Raw genomic sequence first — 16,561 nt, 5'->3', positions numbered from 1 at the left:
CCCGCCAGCCTAGCCAGAGTTAGTGGCTACCGCGCGCCGGATTTTTCCGCCAGTGGGAGGGTGCCCAGGTAGGACAGCACGGCCGCGGCGCCGGCGCGGGTGGCTGAGTGGGCTGTGGGTGCGTAATCGGGAAGGAAGTCCGGCTGGTGGTTCGATGGCGGGTTGTCCATGCGGTCCGCGGGCGTGGAACCGATGAACCAGAAGTAATACGGCACGCCCCACGCCTGCGGGAGGTAGCAGAAATCCTCGGAGGCATTCGCAGTCGTGGTGGTCACCGATTGCTCCCCAAAGACCGCGTCGAATGCGGGGCGGACTACCGCGTGGGTGTCAGCGACGTTGTCGGTGACTTCCCCGTGCGCGAAGTACTCGAAGGTGGGCTCCACCTCGCTGCCGGAGGCCATGCACTCCGCGCGCACCATGCGCTCGAGGGAAGCGTAGACGCGCTCGGCCAAGACGGGGTCGTAGTAGCGGGTGTTGAGCACCAGCTCGGCGGAGGCCGGGATGATGTTGTTCTTATCGCCGGAATGCAGCTCACCAACGGAAATGACAAAGAAGTCGCGCGCAGATACCTCGCGGCCCACGATTGCCTGCAGGCGGGTGACAATCATCGCCGCGATGTAGGTCGGATCGATAGAAAATTCCGGGGTGGAAGCGTGCGCGGAGCGGCCGGTCACCGTGATGCGCAGCGAGTCGCAGCCGGCCATAACCGGCCCAGCGGCCGACATGACCGCACCCGCCGGCCCCGGCATGACGTGCTGGCCCAAACACACCTGTGGGGCGGGGACTTTGTCCAGTAGGCCATCGGCAAGCATGCTTTTCGCCCCGTCGGAGGTTTCCTCAGCGGGCTGGAAGAGGGCAATGAACGTGCCGGACCACGCCTCGCGGTGGGCATCGAGAATCGCGCAGACGCCCAACAGGGCGGTCGCGTGCATGTCGTGGCCGCAGGCGTGCATTGCTCCGTTGGTGGAGGCGTAGTCGGCCCCGCTGTCCTCGACCACGGGCAGCGCGTCGAAATCAGCGCGCATGAGCACCGTGTCGATGTCTGTCGGCGCCGCGGAAGAACCCGCGTTATTGCGGAAGACGGCGGTGATGCCGTGCCCGCCAATGCCGGTGGTCACCTCGCAGTCGAACGCCTCCAACCGGGTGGTGATTTGCTGCGCGGTGCGCTCTTCCTCGTGCGACAGCTCCGGGTGCAGGTGGAGATCGCGGTAAAAGTCTTCCTGCCAGGTGAGCAGTCCGTCGACGTCGTGCAAAAGTTCGCGAAGATGTGAGTGCTGGGTCATAGTGATGCGCTTTACTTTTTCGCTAGGGTCTCTGTTTATGCCACATATTCAGTTTGATGTATTGGTACCGACTGACTCGGCCGAGCGCGTGCGCGAGGTCTTTGCCACCGCCACTGACAAACTCGTCGCTGCGGACAAGCTTACGTCTGCCAGCGTGACCCGGGAGGACTCCCCGCGGCTCCCGGAGGGGGTAGAAGAGCAGCTGCGGGAAAACTACCGCGTCGAGCACGACGACCACGAGCTGGAGAACGCGGAGGTGTACCGCTACCTCATCGCGGTGGAGGGCGCGACGGGTTCTCTCAACCAGCTCGCCATGGTGTTGTCCCGTTTCCTCACCCCGCAGGCGGTGTTGCCCAAGGATCGGGTGCTGTTAGAAGACGAGCGCTCCTTCGAGCAGGCCGCGATTTTCCCCTGGACCGTCCAGATTTTCTAGGGCAGTTTTTTAGGGCAGATTTCTTAGGGAAGATGTCCAGCGCAGACTACTGCGCGATCTGCGTGCCCAGCGCGTGGCCGGCGGCCCGCAGCTGGGCGAAGACCTCCCCCTCGCCGGACAGGGCCTGCGCCCATATCGCGTGGGGCTCGGCGGGCACGTCGAAACGGCCGGCGACGATGCCCAGCGGGGTGTCGTGGCGGCGTGCGAGTTCGGCGACGGTTCCCACCGTCTTTCCGGTCAAAGACTGCTCGTCGAAGGCGCCCTCGCCGCTAACCACCACGTCGGCGGCGGCGATCTGCTCTTCCAGCCCTACCGCCTGCGCCACGTGCGTGCCGCCGGGAAGGACCTCGACGTGGTCGCGGTTGCCGTGGAGCAACTCGGACAGGTGAGTCAGTCCGACTGGGAGGGCGCCCGCCGCGCCGAAGTACTCGGTGGTCGGATCGATGCCGGTAACGTCGCACAGCTGGAGTAACGCCCCGGTCAGCAGCGCTACCTGCTCCTTGTCGGCGCCCTTCTGCGGGCCGTAGGTCTGTGCGGCTAATTGTGGCGAGCACGAGGTATCCGCCAGCAAGGTGTAGTCCAGGCCGGCGGCCTTCACGTTGAGCTGGGCGGTGTCGAAGGCGGCGAGCTGGACGAGGGGAGCGCCGCCCTTCGGGAGGGCGTAGCCGCGCTCGTCGTGGGCGGGTGCGCCAAGTGCCGCGAGGATTCCGGAGCCGCCATCGACAGTCGCGGTGCCGCCCAGCCCCAGCACGATGCGGCGAGCGCCCTTGGCCTCCGCATCGGCAATGAGCACGCCGGTGCCGTACGAGTCCGCATGCAGCGGATCGAGGCTATCTGCCACCGCGGGCAGCCCGCTCGCGGCCGCGACGTCGATGTAGGCGGTCTGCGTGGACGGGCTGAAATAGTAGGTCGCCTCCGTTAAACGCCCCCGGGCGTCGGTGGTCGGCAGCGTGATGCGTTCTACCGTTTCGCCGCGCCGGGTGGCCGCCGCAGCGAGGATGGCTGCGGTGCCCTCGCCGCCATCGGCAAGCGGCACCGCCTTGACGGAGACGTCGCTTCCCGCAGCAGATCGGATGCCCGAAGCGATGCTGGCGGTGGCCTGATCGGCAGTGGCGGTGGATTTGAAGGAGTCGGTGGCTACGAGAATCGTCGGCATGCCGTTTACCGTAGCCGACCTGCTAGCGGGCGTGAACGAGTCCCTCCCGGGGAGAATAGGAACCGCGGCGTCGCGGCGGGGAGGTGGGGTGGTACCGCACTTTCCCGAGTGTTCACCTCCGGGGAAACGGCTGTTTATATTCAGTTCAGCCTCTCGTAGGCTCGGTTTTATACGTTTTTCAGGCTTCACCATCGTCCCTTTGAAGAAGATTGGAAACGTATACATCGTGAACACGTTCAACTCAGCGCGCGGGGCTGAAAGCACGCCGCGCCGCCCTGTCCGCCACCGGCGTCGTCGCCGCGGCGGCGCTGCCGCTCGGACTGGTGGCTACGGTCGTGCCCACGGCAGTCGCCGCGGACGCGAACACTGGTGCCGGCACCGATGGCCTCGGCTCCCGGTTCAGCCTGGGCGTCTTACCGGACACCCAGTTCTACTCCCGGTACACCACCCCGGAGACGGGCAACCTGGCCAAGGGCCGCTACGGCAGCGAGCCGTACCGCGCGCAGACCGAGTGGTTGGCCGAGCACCAGGATGAGCTCAACATGCCGTTTGCCACGCACCTCGGTGACGTCGTGGACCAGTCGGAGGTCGACGGCGAGTGGAAGGTCGCCGATGATGCGATGAGCGTGCTGGATAACTCCCAGCTGAACTACTCCATCCTGCCGGGCAACCACGATCTGTGGGGCAGCCAGGATGAGGTGGAAAAGACCCCGGAGGGCACCACGACGCCGTATTCACACTACTTCTCCGCGGAGCGGGCGGCAGGAAACGAGACGTTCCAGGGCCGTTTTGACAAGCCAAACCGCGAGTCGGAGTACCATATCTTCGAAGCCGAGGGGCAAAAGTACCTCGTGCTGGCCATGGCGTGGCGTGCCGATGACGAGGCGCTGGACTGGGCGCAGAAGGCCATCGACGAGCACCCGGACCTGCCCGTCATCCTCACCACCCACGAAGCGCTCAACATCGACGGCGAGGGCAACGTCTTTTACTCCGAGGCCTACGGCGAGCACCTGTGGGATAAGTTCATCAAGAAAAACGACCAGGTCTTCCTCGTCATGGGCGGCCACCACCACGGTGCCGGGTACCGCGTGGACCACAACGACGCGGGCCACGACGTCGTGTCCATCCTGCAGGACTACCAGATGGCCTACCAGGGCGGTAACGGTCTAATGGGCGTGCTGGAGTTCGACCTGACCGGCAACGAGCTGGAAGTGCAGGCGCTGTCGCCGTGGGTGGCGGCGAAGCCGGCGGACTCGCTCACCCAGTTCGACGAGGTCACCTTGGAAGGCAAGGGCGACAGCTACCACGTGCCGCTCAACTTCGCGGAGCGCTTCCACTCTTTCGCACCGGACTGGCGCGCAGGCGACGAAAACGAATCGGATCTGGCCGGCGCGGCGCGCGACATCGTGACCGCCGGTTACAAGCCGTACGAGATTCCGGCCGAGCAGCTTCCGCACGGCACGGACGATTACGTGCGCAACGAGCGCACCGTCTTCCACTGGCGGCCGGGCCAGGCCACCAAGGACGGGGCCGCGCTTCACGATGGCGACCAGGCAGGCGCCGGCACCGTGATCCCGGACGAGCAGGGCGGTTCGGATATGCACCGCGAGGGCGGCGATGACGCCCGCGTGACCTACAGCGAGGATCACCACCCGCTGTCTTCCGACAGCGGTTCGCTGTTCTGGAACAACCCGACCGGTGAGCGCGACATCAACTGGTTCAAGACCGCTGACGGTGCCCCGGCCAACGCCGTGGAGACCCCGGAGGGCTACACCTTCGAGACCTTCGTGAAGCTGCCGAAGGACTTCGACGGCGACAAAAACGGCTGGGGTAACGCCGTGGGCCGGGAGAACTCCATTGAGAAGGTAAAACCCGGCACGGACGATTCCGACCCGACCGTGATGTTCGGCGTGTCCAACCTGCGCGAGCTGCGCTGGTGGGCCGAACCGGCCGAAGGCGAGGGCGCAACCGTCTGGTCCCACGAGGTACCCAAGGACGAGTGGATGCACATTGCAGTGGTCAACAACCCGGAGACCGAGACGGTGGAGATGTTCATCAACGGCGCGCCGATCCTGCGCAACCACGTCGGCGCGGAGGGCCTGTGGTCGTCCGACGTCGCCTGGATTCTGGGCGCCGGCATGGGCGATAACCACCCGCAGGACCCCTGGTACGGCTGGATCGGTGAGACCCGCCTGGCCCAGGGCGTGCTCGATGAGAGCGACTGGCTCACCGCCCGCCCGCACGGCAGCAAGCCGAATGGCGATAAGCCGAGCGGGAGCGTCCCGGGGCTTTCCTCCACGTCGTCTGACCTGCTTTCCTCCAGCGCACTGTCTTCCCGCTTCTAAACAGTTTCTTGCCCGCGGAGTCCTTTTCCGCGGGCTTTCGCGCGCGTGGGAGACGGCGCGGTGCTTTGAGCTTGGATACCCTTAGCTTTATGTACCGCGTATTCGAATCCCTCGATGAACTCAACCGCCACCTTGAACAGGCCTATGGCGTGCCGATGACCTCGAACGCCATGGTGCCGCGCAACGAAATGCTCGCCCTCCTCGACGAGCTGCGTAACGCCCTGCCAGTCGAAATGGACGACGCACAGGACGTGCTGGATAAGCAGGATGAAATTATCCACGGCGCCGAGGACCGGGCCTCGCAGACCATTGCGGACGCCAACGCGGAGGCCGACGACATCGTCGGTGGTGCCCGCGGCGATGCCGACGCCATGCTTGCCGATGCCCAGCAGCGTTCCGAATCCATGATCGCCCAGGCCGAGGACGAGGCCCGCTCACTGGTGGATAACGCCCGTTCGGAGGCGGACCGCACTATCGCGCAGGCGAACGACACCTACGAGCGCACGGTTGCCGACGGCCAGGCCGAGCAGGACCGCCTGGTGTCTGAGGCGGAGGTTGTGCGCCGCGCCAACGAAGAGGCACACCGCATCGTGGACGAGGCACACGCCGAATCCGACCGGCTCCGCGGCGAGTGCGACGAGTTCGTGGACTCCAAGCTCGGGGACTTCGAGGACACCCTTTCCCAGGTGTTGCGCACCATCTCCGCCGATCGTTCCGCCCTGCGCCGCGGCGCGGGCGCGCGGGGGAGCAGCTCGCGGGGCTCGTCCTACGGCACTGCGTCCCGCAGCTCCGCGGGGCAGTCGACCTACGACTCCTACGGCGAGTCCTACGAGGGCGGCGACTACGACGCGAACACCGGCTACAACGCTTCTCGGTACACCGACCGCTAAGAGCGCTTACCTACATCGTGGCCACACTGGCCCCGGCCCGTCTCCCTGCGTATACACACACTGACCTCGTGCGACGTGTGCGCTCCAGGGGAGGCGGGCCGTTACGCTGCGTAACGCGGGCGGGAACGGTTTCGGGATCCGGAGGGAGAGCCCATCTTTTCCGCGCTGGGCTGGGGGTCTGCGCCCAGTTGCAACTGGCCCGTGGAATGGGGGCGTTTCTGCTGCACGTGGTGCGCGGGCATCTGCGCAGCCGCCGCATCCGTCTGGTTCGTCGCTGCGTACGAGTCGGCGGAAGCGGTCATCTGCAGCGTGCTGAGCGTTCCCGAAATGCACGATGCGGCCAGCGCCGGCAGCGCGACGAACGGCCACCACAGGAGAACCTGCCACGCGACGGACATGTGCGCGCCGTGCGTGACCCCGGTGGTTAAGGCGAGGGCGATGATTGCGGCATCGAGAAGCATTCCCAGCGCGGATGCGGACACCGAGAACAGGGCGGCCGGCAGGGGCTCGCGCGCCCGCCAGGCGATAAGGGCAGCGGAGACGGACAGTGCGATGGCGGCGGTGAGGATGGCCAAGTCCGACGGCACCGGCATGAGCGCGAGCAAGCCGATGAGGGCGCCGATCCACATCGAGCGCGCAATGACGCGCCGCAAGGACGTGCCCTCGGCCAGGGTGGACAGAGAAAGGCGAGGAACCACGACGCGGTGGAGACCGTAGCCAATGAGGGCTAAGGCCAGGGCGGGGAGGAATGCGAGTCCAGCAGCAACGGCTATATCCCCAGTCGGAGCGCGTAGTAACTCGTCGTTCATGGTGGGCAGTGTAGAGCCGATTGCGGGCTGTGTGCAGGTATGAGTGGGCCAATTGCGCGGATCCCTAATACATAGGCAGACAACGTCCAGATTGGCGGGCAAATCGAAAGGGTTTCAGCCAGCTGACGTGGATGGTCGGCGGCCGAGAAGGATGGTCTGTTGTAGGCTGACATCTGCTATGACTTCACCGTTTGTTTTCAACGTGGCCAACCTCGTTGGCGCGCAACCAGGACACGAGCCGGAGCAGCGTATCCACACCGGCCCCGCGCCGGAGCGCATCGGCGCGGAAATGATCGCGGTACCCGAGGGGGCGGAAGTCACCGTCGAGGCGACGTTTACCCCGCTGGGCTCGGGGATCCTGGCGGATGCGGACGTCACCGGCACGTTAGAAGGCGAGTGCGCGCGGTGCCTGCGCCCGTTGCGCCGCAATCTCGATGTCCACGTGTCGCAGGCGTTTGCCACGGATTCCGACTTCATCAGCGGTGAGCCGGACGACGAAGGTGAGGATGACGGCTCCGGCGACGAGGTCCCGGAAGTTGTGGATGACAAACTCGACCTCCTGCAGACCGTCATCGACGAGGTGGGGCTGAACCAGCCGTTTGCGCCTACGTGCGAGGACGGCTGCGCGGAAGAGGATCTGCGCACCCCGCAGGGGGTTACCACCGGCGTGTCCGGCGAGGAAGACGAAGAACGCGTAGACCCGCGGTGGTCTGGACTGGAGAAGTTCCTGTGACCAAGAAGAACAAGCTCACCGGGGAAGAAGCCCTCGAAGCGGAGTACCGCCGGGTGGACCACCAGCCGCTGTTGGACGCGTTCGGCATCGACATCGCGGACAGCTACCTTCGCCTCGCGCTGACCCACCGCTCGTTCGCGCACGAAAACGGCAATCTGCCCACCAACGAGCGCCTGGAGTTTCTCGGCGACGCAGTCCTCGGCCTGTCCGTGGCGGCGCAGCTGTATGAGCAGTATCCCTCCCGCCCGGAGTCGGATATTTCCAAGATGCGCGCCTCGATCGTCTCGCGCTACGGCCTGGCGGATATCGCCCGCGAGATCAACCTGGGCGCCCACATTCTGCTGGGCAAGGGCGAGACCGCGACCGGCGGCCGTGACAAGGAGTCGATCCTCGCGGATACGACTGAGGCGATCCTCGGCGCCATCTACCGCCAGCACGGGTTCCAGCCCGCGCGCGACGTTATTTTGCGCCTGTTCCAGCGCAAGATTGATACCGCGAGCGCCGCCGGCCGCCACCTGGATTGGAAGACGACCCTGCAGGAGCTGTGCGCGGAGCTGAAGGCCGCGATGCCGACGTACGCGTCGACCTCCACCGGCCCCGAGCACGACCAGACTTTCACCGCTACGGCCTCGGTGGACGGCAAGGAGCTGGGAACAGGCGTCGGCCACAACAAGAAGCTGGCGGAACAAGAGGCCGCCCATCAGGCTTTTCTGCACCTGCGCGAGCACCCGGCAGACGCGGCGGGAAGCGCCGCCACAAAATCTGCGCACTAGCACTGGAGGGCAGGGGCCATGCCTGAACTTCCAGAAGTAGAAACCGTGCGCCGCGGCATCGCGCCGTACCTCACCGGCCGGAAGGTCACTGAGGTGGAGCTGCTGCACCCGCGCGTGAACCGCGAGCAGGGGAGCGAGGACCTCGCCAGTCTCTTGCCCGGCCACACGATCTACAGCGTGGAACGGCGCGGGAAGTACCTGTGGTTAGAGCTCGATGCGGGCGCGAGCCGCACAGACGGCCCCGGCCGCGACCGAGACAGGCCCGTTGTTTTCATTCACCTCGGGATGTCTGGCCAGCTGCGCGTCGGCGAGTACTCCTCGCCGCACGTCCGCTTGCGGGCCCGGCTGGACGATGGTTCCACCGTCTGCTTTGTCGATCAGCGCACTTTTGGCTACTGGCGCCTCGCCCCGCTCTCGGCGATCTCGCACATCGCGCCGGATCCGTTGAGCGCGGAGTTCGATAGCGCCGCGGTGGCCCGCGCAATCCGGAAGCGTAAATCCCCGGTCAAGTCGGTGCTTTTGAACCAAGAGGTCGTCTCCGGCATCGGCAATATCTACGCCGACGAAACGCTGTGGGCGGCGCGGGTGCATCCGAAAAAGCGCGCTTCGGCCCTACGGCAAAAGGATGCCGTCGAACTGGTCGCGGCTGCCCGGGCGGTGCTGGCGGCGGCGCTCGAGCGCGGCGGTACCAGCTTTGATTCGCTCTACGTCAACGTCAATGGCGAATCCGGCCGCTACGGGCAATCGCTGGCCGCCTACGGCCGGGCGGGGCAGCCCTGCCTGCGGTGTGCGACACCCCTTAAGGCTGTGACCGTCGGTGGGAGAACGACTACGTTGTGCCCGCGGTGTCAGGGGTACTGATCGCCCCACGCTTGGAAAACCAGTAAGTTACTGGGCATGGAATTTCTTGAGAATGTCGTCGGCACAGTGAACGACTTCCTGTGGACGTGGATTCTCCCCATCATCCTCGTGGGGGCTGGTCTACTGTTCGGCGCGCGCACGGCGCTGGTCCAAATCCGGATGATCCCGGAGATGTTCCGTTCGGTGGTGGAGCGCCCGCAGGCAAGCCGGGACCACGACGAAGAATTCGGCGGCATCTCCGCCTTTAAGGCGTTTACCATTTCCGCAGCATCCCGCGTGGGCACTGCCAATGTGGCCGGTGTGGCCGCTGCCATCTCCATCGGCGGGCCCGGTGCGGTGTTCTGGATGTGGATCATCGCGCTGTTGGGCGGAGCGACCTCCTTCGTGGAGTCCACCCTGGCGCAGCTGTGGAAGACCAAGGACGGCGACACCTACCGCGGCGGGCCCGCGTACTACATCCGCCGCGGTCTGGGATCGAACGCGCTCGCCGTGGTCTTCTCCGTGGCCATCGCGTTTACCTTCGGGCTTATCTACAACGCCTTCCAGACCAACGCCATCGCCGATTCGCTGGGTACCTCCTTCGGGCAGGATTCCTTCAGCTTCCGCGCCATCGTCGGCGTGATCATCGCTATCGTGTCCGGCTTCGTCATCTTCGGCGGTGTGAAGCGCATCGCCAACGTCACCCAGTACATGGTGCCGTTCATGGCCTTGGCGTACCTGGCCATCGGCCTGTTCGTCGTGATTACGAACCTGGACAAGGTGCCGGGCATGCTCACCCTGATTGTCGGCCATGCACTGGGGCTGAAAGAAGTGGCCGGCGCCGGCGTCGGCACCGCCATCGGGTACGGCATCCAGCGCGGCCTGTTTTCCAACGAGGCCGGCGAGGGTTCCGCGCCGAACGCGGCGGCGACCGCGTCGGTGTCCCACCCGGTCAAGCAGGGGCTGGTCCAGACTCTCGGCGTCTATTTCGACACCCTCGTCGTCTGCACCATCACGGCCTTCATCATCCTGCTGGGCTCGGATGTCACCTACGACTCCAACGGCGATCCGGAAGGCGTATCCCTCACCCAGCACGCGCTGTCGTCTGAGGTGGGCGACTGGGGCATCCACCTGGTGACCTTCATCCTGTTCTTCCTCGCCTTCTCGTCCATCTTGGGCAACTACTACCTGGCCGAGTCGAACGTGGAGTACCTCACCCGCTCCAAGACCACGCTCCTCATCTTCCGCCTGGGCGTGTTGTTCTTCGTGTGGTTCGGTGCGGTGGGCTCCCTGCCGTTCGTGTTCGCGTTGGCCGATACGGGCGCGGCAATGATGGTGCTCATCAATATCGTGGCCATCGTTCCGCTGTGCGGGGTGGCCATCAAGCTGCTGAAGAACTTCAACGAGCAGAAGCGCCAGGGCCTCGATCCCATTTTCCACCGCGATATGCTGCCCGGGGTGCGCAATATCGAGTGCTGGGACGGTTCTGACCCCGTCACTCGCCGCGACGACCGGCCCCAGACCCCAACCCCGACCGCAAACTAGAAAGCGAGGCACTCGACGATGAGCGAGACTGACGATGCCCGGCTGACCGCCTTCGTACACGGCACCGTGCAGGGAGTGGGCTTCCGGTGGTGGACTCGCTCCCGCGCGCTGGAGCTCGGACTTTCCGGCCACGCGACCAATCTGCGCGACGGGCGCGTGCAGGTCGTAGCGGAAGGAACCCGCGAAAAGTGCTCCCGCCTGCTCGACCTGCTGCGGGAGAAGCCGAGCCAGCACGATCGCCCCGGCGAGGTCACCGCGGTGGTAGAGCAGTGGACCACGCCCCGCGGCGAGAGCGGGTTTGTCGAGCGTTAAGAATGCTGGGTGCTAGATTGGCAGGCTATGCACCTTAAAGCGCTGACTCTCAAGGGCTTCAAGTCCTTTGCGTCCGCGACGACCCTCAAGTTCGAGCCCGGCATCTGTGCCGTGGTGGGGCCAAACGGTTCCGGCAAGTCGAACGTGGTCGACGCGCTCGCCTGGGTCATGGGTGAGGGCAGCGCGAAAACCCTCCGCGGCGGCAAGATGCAGGACGTCATCTTCGCCGGCGCGGGCGATAGGAAGCCGCTCGGGCGCGCGGAAGTGACGCTGACCATCGACAATTCCGATGGCGCGCTGCCCATCGAATACACGGAAGTGTCCGTGACCCGCCGCATGTTTCGCGACGGCGGCAGCGAGTACGAGATCAACGGCTCCAAAGCGCGGCTCATGGACATCCAGGAGCTGCTGTCGGATACCGGCATCGGCCGCGAGATGCACATCATCGTCGGGCAGGGCAAGCTGTCTGAGATCCTGGAATCCCGTCCCGAGGAGCGCCGCTCCTATATCGAGGAGGCGGCGGGCGTGCTCAAACACCGGCGGCGCCGCGAGAAGGCGCAGCGCAAGCTCCAGGGGATGCAGACCAACCTCGATCGGCTGAGCGATCTCACCGACGAGATTGGCAAGCAACTCAAGCCGCTGGGCAGGCAGGCTGAGGCGGCCCAGCGCGCCGCGACGGTGCAGGCCGATCTGCGCGATGCCCGCCTGCGCCTCGCCGGCGACCGCATCGTGCGGCTGCGTGCGAAGCTTGACGATGCCACCGTCCAGCAAGAAGCCCTGGCAGAAAAGGTCGCCGAGGCCCAAGCGCAGCTGGAGACGGCGAGCGAGCACGAGGCCGACATCACCGAGGCCTTGGAGACGGTCACCCCCGCGGCCGATAAGGCTCAGAAGCTGTGGTTCGATCTGTCCACCCTGCGCGAGCGGATCGGCGCGACCCAGCGCATCGCGGCGGAGCGCGCGCGGAATGTGGGCGCGACCGTCGCTTATAGTGGCCCGGATCCGGATGATCTGGACGCGCGGGCGGATCAGGCAGAAGAAGAACACGAAGAACGCCTTGCCGCGGCCGAAGAGGCGGCCGAGCGGCTGGAATCTTTGCGCGAGGAGGTCGCCGAGCGGCAGGAAGCCTACGACGCCGCGGCCCAGGAGCACTTGGCGCAAATGCGGGCCATCGCGGATCGCCGCGAGGGCGTCGTGCGACTCATCGCCGAAGAGGAGTCGACCGCCAAGCAGGTCACGGCCGCCGAGGAGGATCTGGCGCGCCAGGAGGAGCTGCTCGCCTCGACCCGCGCACGCGTCCAAGCCGCGCAGAAGGAAGCCGACGAGGTCGCCACCACCTTGGAAAAGCTGCAGGCGGACCGGCAGCCGCTGGAGGAGTCGCACGTGCGCGCCGCCAGCGAGTCGGACGCGGCGGACAAGCGCTTGGAGCAGCTGCGCGACCAGCAGCGCGAGTTCGAGCGGCGCGTATACACGCTCAAGTCGCGCATCGACACGCTGGCGCAGACGGCGCCGGAGGCCCCGGAACTCGGCACGGACTTTACTCCCTTGGCCGAGCACATTTCGACCGATTATTCCCGGGCCGTTTCCGCCGCTCTGGGTGCGTTCGTGGAGGCGGTCGTGGGCGTAGTTGACGACGAGCTCGTGGACACGCTCACTGCGGCGTCGCTGACCGCGGTCATCGATACGCGCGGCACGGTGCAGCCGCGCGACTGGCGGATGGAAGCCACCCTGCCGGCAGGGGCGCGGTGGCTGCTCGATTCGGTGGAGATGGACGCGGTGGTGCACACCGCGCTGACGCGGTTGCTTGCCGATGTCGTGCTGGTCGACGACGTCGATGCAGCCCGCGGCGTCGTGGCAGACGATCCGCGGCTGCGCGCCGTGACGACCGCGGGTGTGCTCGTCGGCGAGGGATGGCTGGTCGGCGGCACGGCCGGATCCTCTACGGTCGAGGTGGCTTCCCGCATTGCTGAGTCGGAAAAGGAGCTGGCGGCGGCGCAGGAAGAGCACACGGAAATTTCCGGCACCCTCGAGGGAGCAAAGATCGCCGCGGAGGACGCTCGCGTCACGGCCGCGTCCGCGAAGGCGGCGCTGCGCGAACACGACGCCCAGGTGGAGGCGTGGAGCCGAGACCACCGGCGGTTGGTCAAGCAGCACGCGGCGGACGAATCGGAGCACCACAAGGCGGCCGACCGTGCCACCGACATTGAGGCGCGGTTGGTGCAGCTGCGCCGCGACCGGGACGCCGCCCGGGAACGCCTGTCGCGCGCGAACAGCAACGACGAACCGGACGAGCCATCCACCCAGGAACGTGACGCCGCGTTCGCCGCGCTGGAGCAGGTCAAGTCCATGGAGGTCGAGGCGCAACTGGCGGCGCGCTCCGCGCAGGAGCAGGTCTCACAGATTGCGGGCAAGGCGGAAAATCTGCGCCGCCAGGCTGCTCACGAACGCCAGGCTAAGGCCCGCCACGAGCAGGCCATGGCGCGCCGCCGCCAGCAGGCCAAGCTCGCCGAGACCGTCTCGCGCCACGCCGAGGATATCGCCGCCCGCGCGGGCGCTGCCTTAGAGCGGGCGACCCGCGAGCGCGATGAGTTGGTCGCGCGCAAAAATGACCTCCATTCCCGCGCCCAGGCGGCTAAACAGTCGCTGAACCGGCAGCGCGACGAGCTCACGCGGCTGACGGACGCGGCGCACAACCAGGACATCGCCCGCTCCCAGGCCCAGGTGCGCGTCGACGAGGCCGAGGCCAAGACCGCCGAGCAGCTCGGCATCTCCATGGCCGATCTCCTCGCGGACTATACCCCGGGGGATGACTTCGACCGCGCCGCGGAGAAGAAGCGCGCCCAGGAGGCGGAAAAGGATCTCAACGCGCTGGGCAAGGTGAACCCCCTCGCGCTCGAGGAGTACAAGGCGCTGGAGGAGCGCTACTCGTACCTGTCCACGCAGCTCGACGACGTGATTCAAGCCCGTAAGGATCTCATCGGCGTCATCGAGGACGTGGACGCGAAAATCCTGCAGCTGTTTACGGATGCGTGGCACGACGTGGAGGCGGAGTTTCCGCACGTGTTCCAGACTCTGTTCCCGGGCGGCGAGGGCCGCTTGGTGCTCACGGAGCCGGATTCCATGCTCACCACGGGTATTGAGGTGGAGGCCCGCCCGCCGGGCAAGAAGGTCAAGCGCCTGTCGTTGCTTTCGGGTGGCGAGAAGTCTCTGACCGCGCTGGCCATGCTGGTCGCCATCTTCCGCGCCCGCCCCAGCCCGTTCTACGTCATGGATGAGGTCGAGGCAGCGCTTGACGATGTCAACCTGCGCCGCCTGCTTGCCCTCTTCGAGGAGTTGCGGAAGGATTCGCAGCTCATCGTCATCACGCACCAGAAGCCGACGATGGATGTAGCTAACGTGCTGTATGGCGTAACGATGCGCGGCGACGGCATTACCCGCGTGATTTCGCAGCGCATGAACCCTGAGGGGCTTGCACCGGGCACGCAGCAGGCGAGCGAGGACGCCGCCAAGATGGGCGTGGATGCCGGCCGCTCCGCCGAGTAGTCCATGCCCCAGCTGTGCGCTGCCACGCCAGCTGGCACTATAGGGAGACATGGATCAGAATTCAGCTTTGTGGATCGGCATTGGCATTGCCATTGTCCTTATCTTGTTGCTCATCGCCCTCGTGGTCTTTGGCAAGCGCCGCGGGGAGCAGAAGAAGGTCTCCTTTGACAAGCCTGCGGTAGAAGATCAGCCGAAAAAGGAGCTGACTCAGCAGGAGAAGTCGGGCAATTACCAGGCAAAGTCGGGCTTCAACTTCGCCCCGGCCGGCGGCGGGGCGCCGAAGCAGGCTGCTGCAGAAAAGGTTCCCGCGGGCAACCAGACGGAAAAGCAGACCACCGAGAATAAGGCGGCAGGGTCGGGGGAGCGCAACGCCACCGACATCGCCAATGCGCAGCTGCGCGGGGAGGACCCGAGCGCGGTGAAGCCACGCGCTACCGAGCCGCGCAACGAGGATTCGCGCTCGGCGGATTCACAGGACGATGACGTCCACCAGGCGGCGCAGGAAGCGGTGGATAAAGCCAAGCGCAACTCAGGCGTTGCGGGCGCTGCCGGGGTGGCAGGGGCCACCGGCGTTGCGGGCGCAGCCGCCGCTGCGGATAAGGGTTCTGACGACAAGGCTGCGGACCAGGAACCGACCACGGAGCAGCCTGCCGATGAGGAGCCGGCAGCCGAGGCCGTGGAAACTGATGCCACGGACACTGAAGCAGTGGACGCCGAGGATGCCGCGGCCGCTGACGGAGAGGCGGACGCTGACACCGAATCCGCAGAAGAGGCTGCGGCAGCGGCCGATACTCAGGCCCAGTCGGCGGCGGAGGCCCGAGAGGTCACTCCCGCGCCGGAGCCCGCCGAAAAGGTCGAGGCGGTAGAGCCGGCCGCCGAGGCACAGCCGGAAGAAGACATCGAACCTGCGGCGGGCCGGCTGGGCCGCCTGCGTGGGCGCTTGTCGCGGTCCCAGAACGCTATCGGCCAGGGCCTAATGGGCATCCTGTCCGCGGGTGACCTGGATGACGATGCCTGGGAGGAAATTGAGGACACGCTCATCATGGCTGACCTCGGTACCAAGGCGACGATGAAGGTCACCGACTCGCTGCAGCAGAAGATCGCCGAGCGCGGCGTGAGCAACGAGGCGGAAGCGCGCCAGATGTTGCGCGAGGCCCTCATCGAGGCCGGCCACCCCGAGATGGACCGGTCCATCCAGGCAGTGCCGAGCGAAGGCAAGCCGGCCATTGTCCTGGTCGTGGGTGTGAACGGAACCGGCAAGACCACCACGACCGGCAAGCTGGGCCGCGTTCTGGTTTCGATGGGGCACAAGGTGCTGTTCGGCGCAGCCGATACGTTCCGTGCCGCGGCCGCAGACCAGCTGGAAACCTGGGGCCGGCGCGTCGGTGCGACCACGGTCCGCGGTAAGGAAGGAGCGGATCCCGCGTCCGTGGCCTTCGATGCCGTGGCCAAGGGCGTCGAAGAACAGGTCGACGTCGTGCTCGTGGATACCGCGGGCCGTCTCCACACCAAGACTGACCTGATGGATCAGCTGGGCAAGGTCAAGCGCGTAGTGGAAAAGAAGACCGACGTTGACGAAGTACTACTCGTCATCGACGCCACCGTGGGGCAAAACGGCCTGCTGCAAGCCCGCGTGTTCCGTGAGGTCGTGGACATCTCCGGCGTGGTGCTGACTAAGTTGGATGGCACTGCCAAGGGCGGCATTGTCTTCCAAGTCCAAGAAGAGTTGGGCGTGCCGGTCAAGCTGGTCGGCCTCGGCGAGGGTGCAGACGACCTCGCTCCGTTCGAAGTGGAAAGCTTCGTCGACGCCCTGCTGGGCTAAAGCGAGCGCCTGAACGGCTCTGACGTTCCTTCCGGCCGCCTCCCCGTGCGCAGGGGAGGCGGCCGTTGTCAGTTTTGCCG

The 16,561-nt window shown here is 66.0% G+C and carries 13 protein-coding genes; 10 read left to right on the top strand and 3 right to left on the bottom strand.

Annotation, left to right across the window (positions count from 1 at the left end; translation table 11 throughout):
- Nucleotides 1-26 precede the first annotated feature (26 nt).
- Nucleotides 27-1,283 carry an amidohydrolase gene (locus CMASS_RS06860; RefSeq protein ID WP_022862275.1) on the bottom strand — a complete coding sequence of 419 codons (1,257 nt, stop codon included), beginning with the start codon at nt 1,281-1,283 and terminating at the stop codon, nt 27-29.
- 37 nt (nt 1,284-1,320) lie between these two features.
- Between CMASS_RS06860 and CMASS_RS06855 the strand changes: the two genes are divergently transcribed.
- Nucleotides 1,321-1,716, top strand: a complete 396-nt coding sequence (locus tag CMASS_RS06855; protein ID WP_027018499.1) for a hypothetical protein — start codon at nt 1,321-1,323, stop codon at nt 1,714-1,716.
- A gap of 46 nt (nt 1,717-1,762) precedes the next feature.
- Here the strand turns inward: CMASS_RS06855 and CMASS_RS06850 are convergent, their stop codons facing one another.
- Entirely contained in the window at nt 1,763-2,872 is a 1,110-nt protein-coding gene (locus CMASS_RS06850) for a glycerate kinase (RefSeq protein WP_022862273.1), read from the bottom strand.
- 335 nt (nt 2,873-3,207) lie between these two features.
- Between CMASS_RS06850 and CMASS_RS06845 the strand changes: the two genes are divergently transcribed.
- Nucleotides 3,208-5,217, top strand: coding sequence for a LamG-like jellyroll fold domain-containing protein (locus CMASS_RS06845; protein WP_240482736.1), 2,010 nt, complete (start codon nt 3,208-3,210; stop codon nt 5,215-5,217).
- Nucleotides 5,218-5,306: 89 nt separating this feature from the next.
- The gene (locus tag CMASS_RS06840; protein WP_022862271.1) at nt 5,307-6,107 is read left to right on the top strand and encodes a DivIVA domain-containing protein; all 801 of its coding nucleotides are present in this window, start codon (nt 5,307-5,309) and stop codon (nt 6,105-6,107) included.
- Nucleotides 6,108-6,208: 101 nt separating this feature from the next.
- Here the strand turns inward: CMASS_RS06840 and CMASS_RS06835 are convergent, their stop codons facing one another.
- Nucleotides 6,209-6,916: a hypothetical protein gene (locus tag CMASS_RS06835; RefSeq protein WP_156831748.1), complete on the bottom strand. Its 708-nt coding sequence runs from the start codon at nt 6,914-6,916 to the stop codon at nt 6,209-6,211.
- A gap of 178 nt (nt 6,917-7,094) precedes the next feature.
- On the opposite strand from CMASS_RS06835, the gene CMASS_RS06830 reads away from it, so the two are divergent.
- Genes CMASS_RS06830 through ftsY form a run of 7 tightly spaced genes read left to right on the top strand, consistent with a single transcriptional unit; the run spans nt 7,095 to nt 16,481 of the window.
- Nucleotides 7,095-7,649 carry a YceD family protein gene (locus tag CMASS_RS06830; protein ID WP_022862269.1) on the top strand — a complete coding sequence of 185 codons (555 nt, stop codon included), beginning with the start codon at nt 7,095-7,097 and terminating at the stop codon, nt 7,647-7,649.
- Nucleotides 7,646-8,422, top strand: coding sequence for a ribonuclease III (gene rnc / locus CMASS_RS06825; RefSeq protein ID WP_022862268.1), 777 nt, complete (start codon nt 7,646-7,648; stop codon nt 8,420-8,422). The genes CMASS_RS06830 and rnc overlap by 4 nt, the downstream gene beginning before the upstream one ends.
- An 18-nt stretch (nt 8,423-8,440) precedes the next feature.
- The gene (gene mutM / locus CMASS_RS06820) at nt 8,441-9,283 is read left to right on the top strand and encodes a bifunctional DNA-formamidopyrimidine glycosylase/DNA-(apurinic or apyrimidinic site) lyase (protein ID WP_022862267.1); all 843 of its coding nucleotides are present in this window, start codon (nt 8,441-8,443) and stop codon (nt 9,281-9,283) included.
- A gap of 36 nt (nt 9,284-9,319) precedes the next feature.
- Nucleotides 9,320-10,807 carry an alanine/glycine:cation symporter family protein gene (locus CMASS_RS06815; protein ID WP_022862266.1) on the top strand — a complete coding sequence of 496 codons (1,488 nt, stop codon included), beginning with the start codon at nt 9,320-9,322 and terminating at the stop codon, nt 10,805-10,807.
- Nucleotides 10,808-10,825: 18 nt separating this feature from the next.
- Nucleotides 10,826-11,119 (top strand): acylphosphatase, encoded by a 294-nt coding sequence (locus CMASS_RS06810; RefSeq protein WP_022862265.1) that lies wholly within the window; start codon nt 10,826-10,828, stop codon nt 11,117-11,119.
- Nucleotides 11,120-11,146: 27 nt separating this feature from the next.
- Nucleotides 11,147-14,659 carry a chromosome segregation protein SMC gene (smc, locus tag CMASS_RS06805; RefSeq protein ID WP_022862264.1) on the top strand — a complete coding sequence of 1,171 codons (3,513 nt, stop codon included), beginning with the start codon at nt 11,147-11,149 and terminating at the stop codon, nt 14,657-14,659.
- A 49-nt stretch (nt 14,660-14,708) separates the two neighbouring features.
- Nucleotides 14,709-16,481: a signal recognition particle-docking protein FtsY gene (ftsY, locus tag CMASS_RS06800; protein WP_022862263.1), complete on the top strand. Its 1,773-nt coding sequence runs from the start codon at nt 14,709-14,711 to the stop codon at nt 16,479-16,481.
- Nucleotides 16,482-16,561: the final 80 nt, after the last annotated feature.

The organism is Corynebacterium massiliense DSM 45435 (genome assembly GCF_028609805.1).
Lineage (GTDB): Bacteria > Actinomycetota > Actinomycetes > Mycobacteriales > Mycobacteriaceae > Corynebacterium > Corynebacterium massiliense.
This window is presented reverse-complemented; position numbering and strand designations above follow the sequence as displayed.

Excerpts from the sequence above, each read along its gene's own strand:
- CMASS_RS06850 (WP_022862273.1), bottom strand. The coding sequence starts at position 2,872 with ATGCCGACGATTCTCGTAGCCACCGACTCCTTCAAATCCACCGCCACT.
- CMASS_RS06815 (WP_022862266.1), top strand. The coding sequence starts at position 9,320 with ATGGAATTTCTTGAGAATGTCGTCGGCACAGTGAACGACTTCCTGTGG.
- ftsY (WP_022862263.1), top strand. The coding sequence starts at position 14,709 with ATGGATCAGAATTCAGCTTTGTGGATCGGCATTGGCATTGCCATTGTC.
- CMASS_RS06830 (WP_022862269.1), top strand. The coding sequence starts at position 7,095 with ATGACTTCACCGTTTGTTTTCAACGTGGCCAACCTCGTTGGCGCGCAA.
- mutM (WP_022862267.1), top strand. The coding sequence starts at position 8,441 with ATGCCTGAACTTCCAGAAGTAGAAACCGTGCGCCGCGGCATCGCGCCG.
- CMASS_RS06810 (WP_022862265.1), top strand. The coding sequence starts at position 10,826 with ATGAGCGAGACTGACGATGCCCGGCTGACCGCCTTCGTACACGGCACC.
- CMASS_RS06835 (WP_156831748.1), bottom strand. The coding sequence starts at position 6,916 with ATGAACGACGAGTTACTACGCGCTCCGACTGGGGATATAGCCGTTGCT.
- CMASS_RS06855 (WP_027018499.1), top strand. The coding sequence starts at position 1,321 with ATGCCACATATTCAGTTTGATGTATTGGTACCGACTGACTCGGCCGAG.
- CMASS_RS06860 (WP_022862275.1), bottom strand. The coding sequence starts at position 1,283 with ATGACCCAGCACTCACATCTTCGCGAACTTTTGCACGACGTCGACGGA.
- smc (WP_022862264.1), top strand. The coding sequence starts at position 11,147 with ATGCACCTTAAAGCGCTGACTCTCAAGGGCTTCAAGTCCTTTGCGTCC.
- CMASS_RS06840 (WP_022862271.1), top strand. The coding sequence starts at position 5,307 with ATGTACCGCGTATTCGAATCCCTCGATGAACTCAACCGCCACCTTGAA.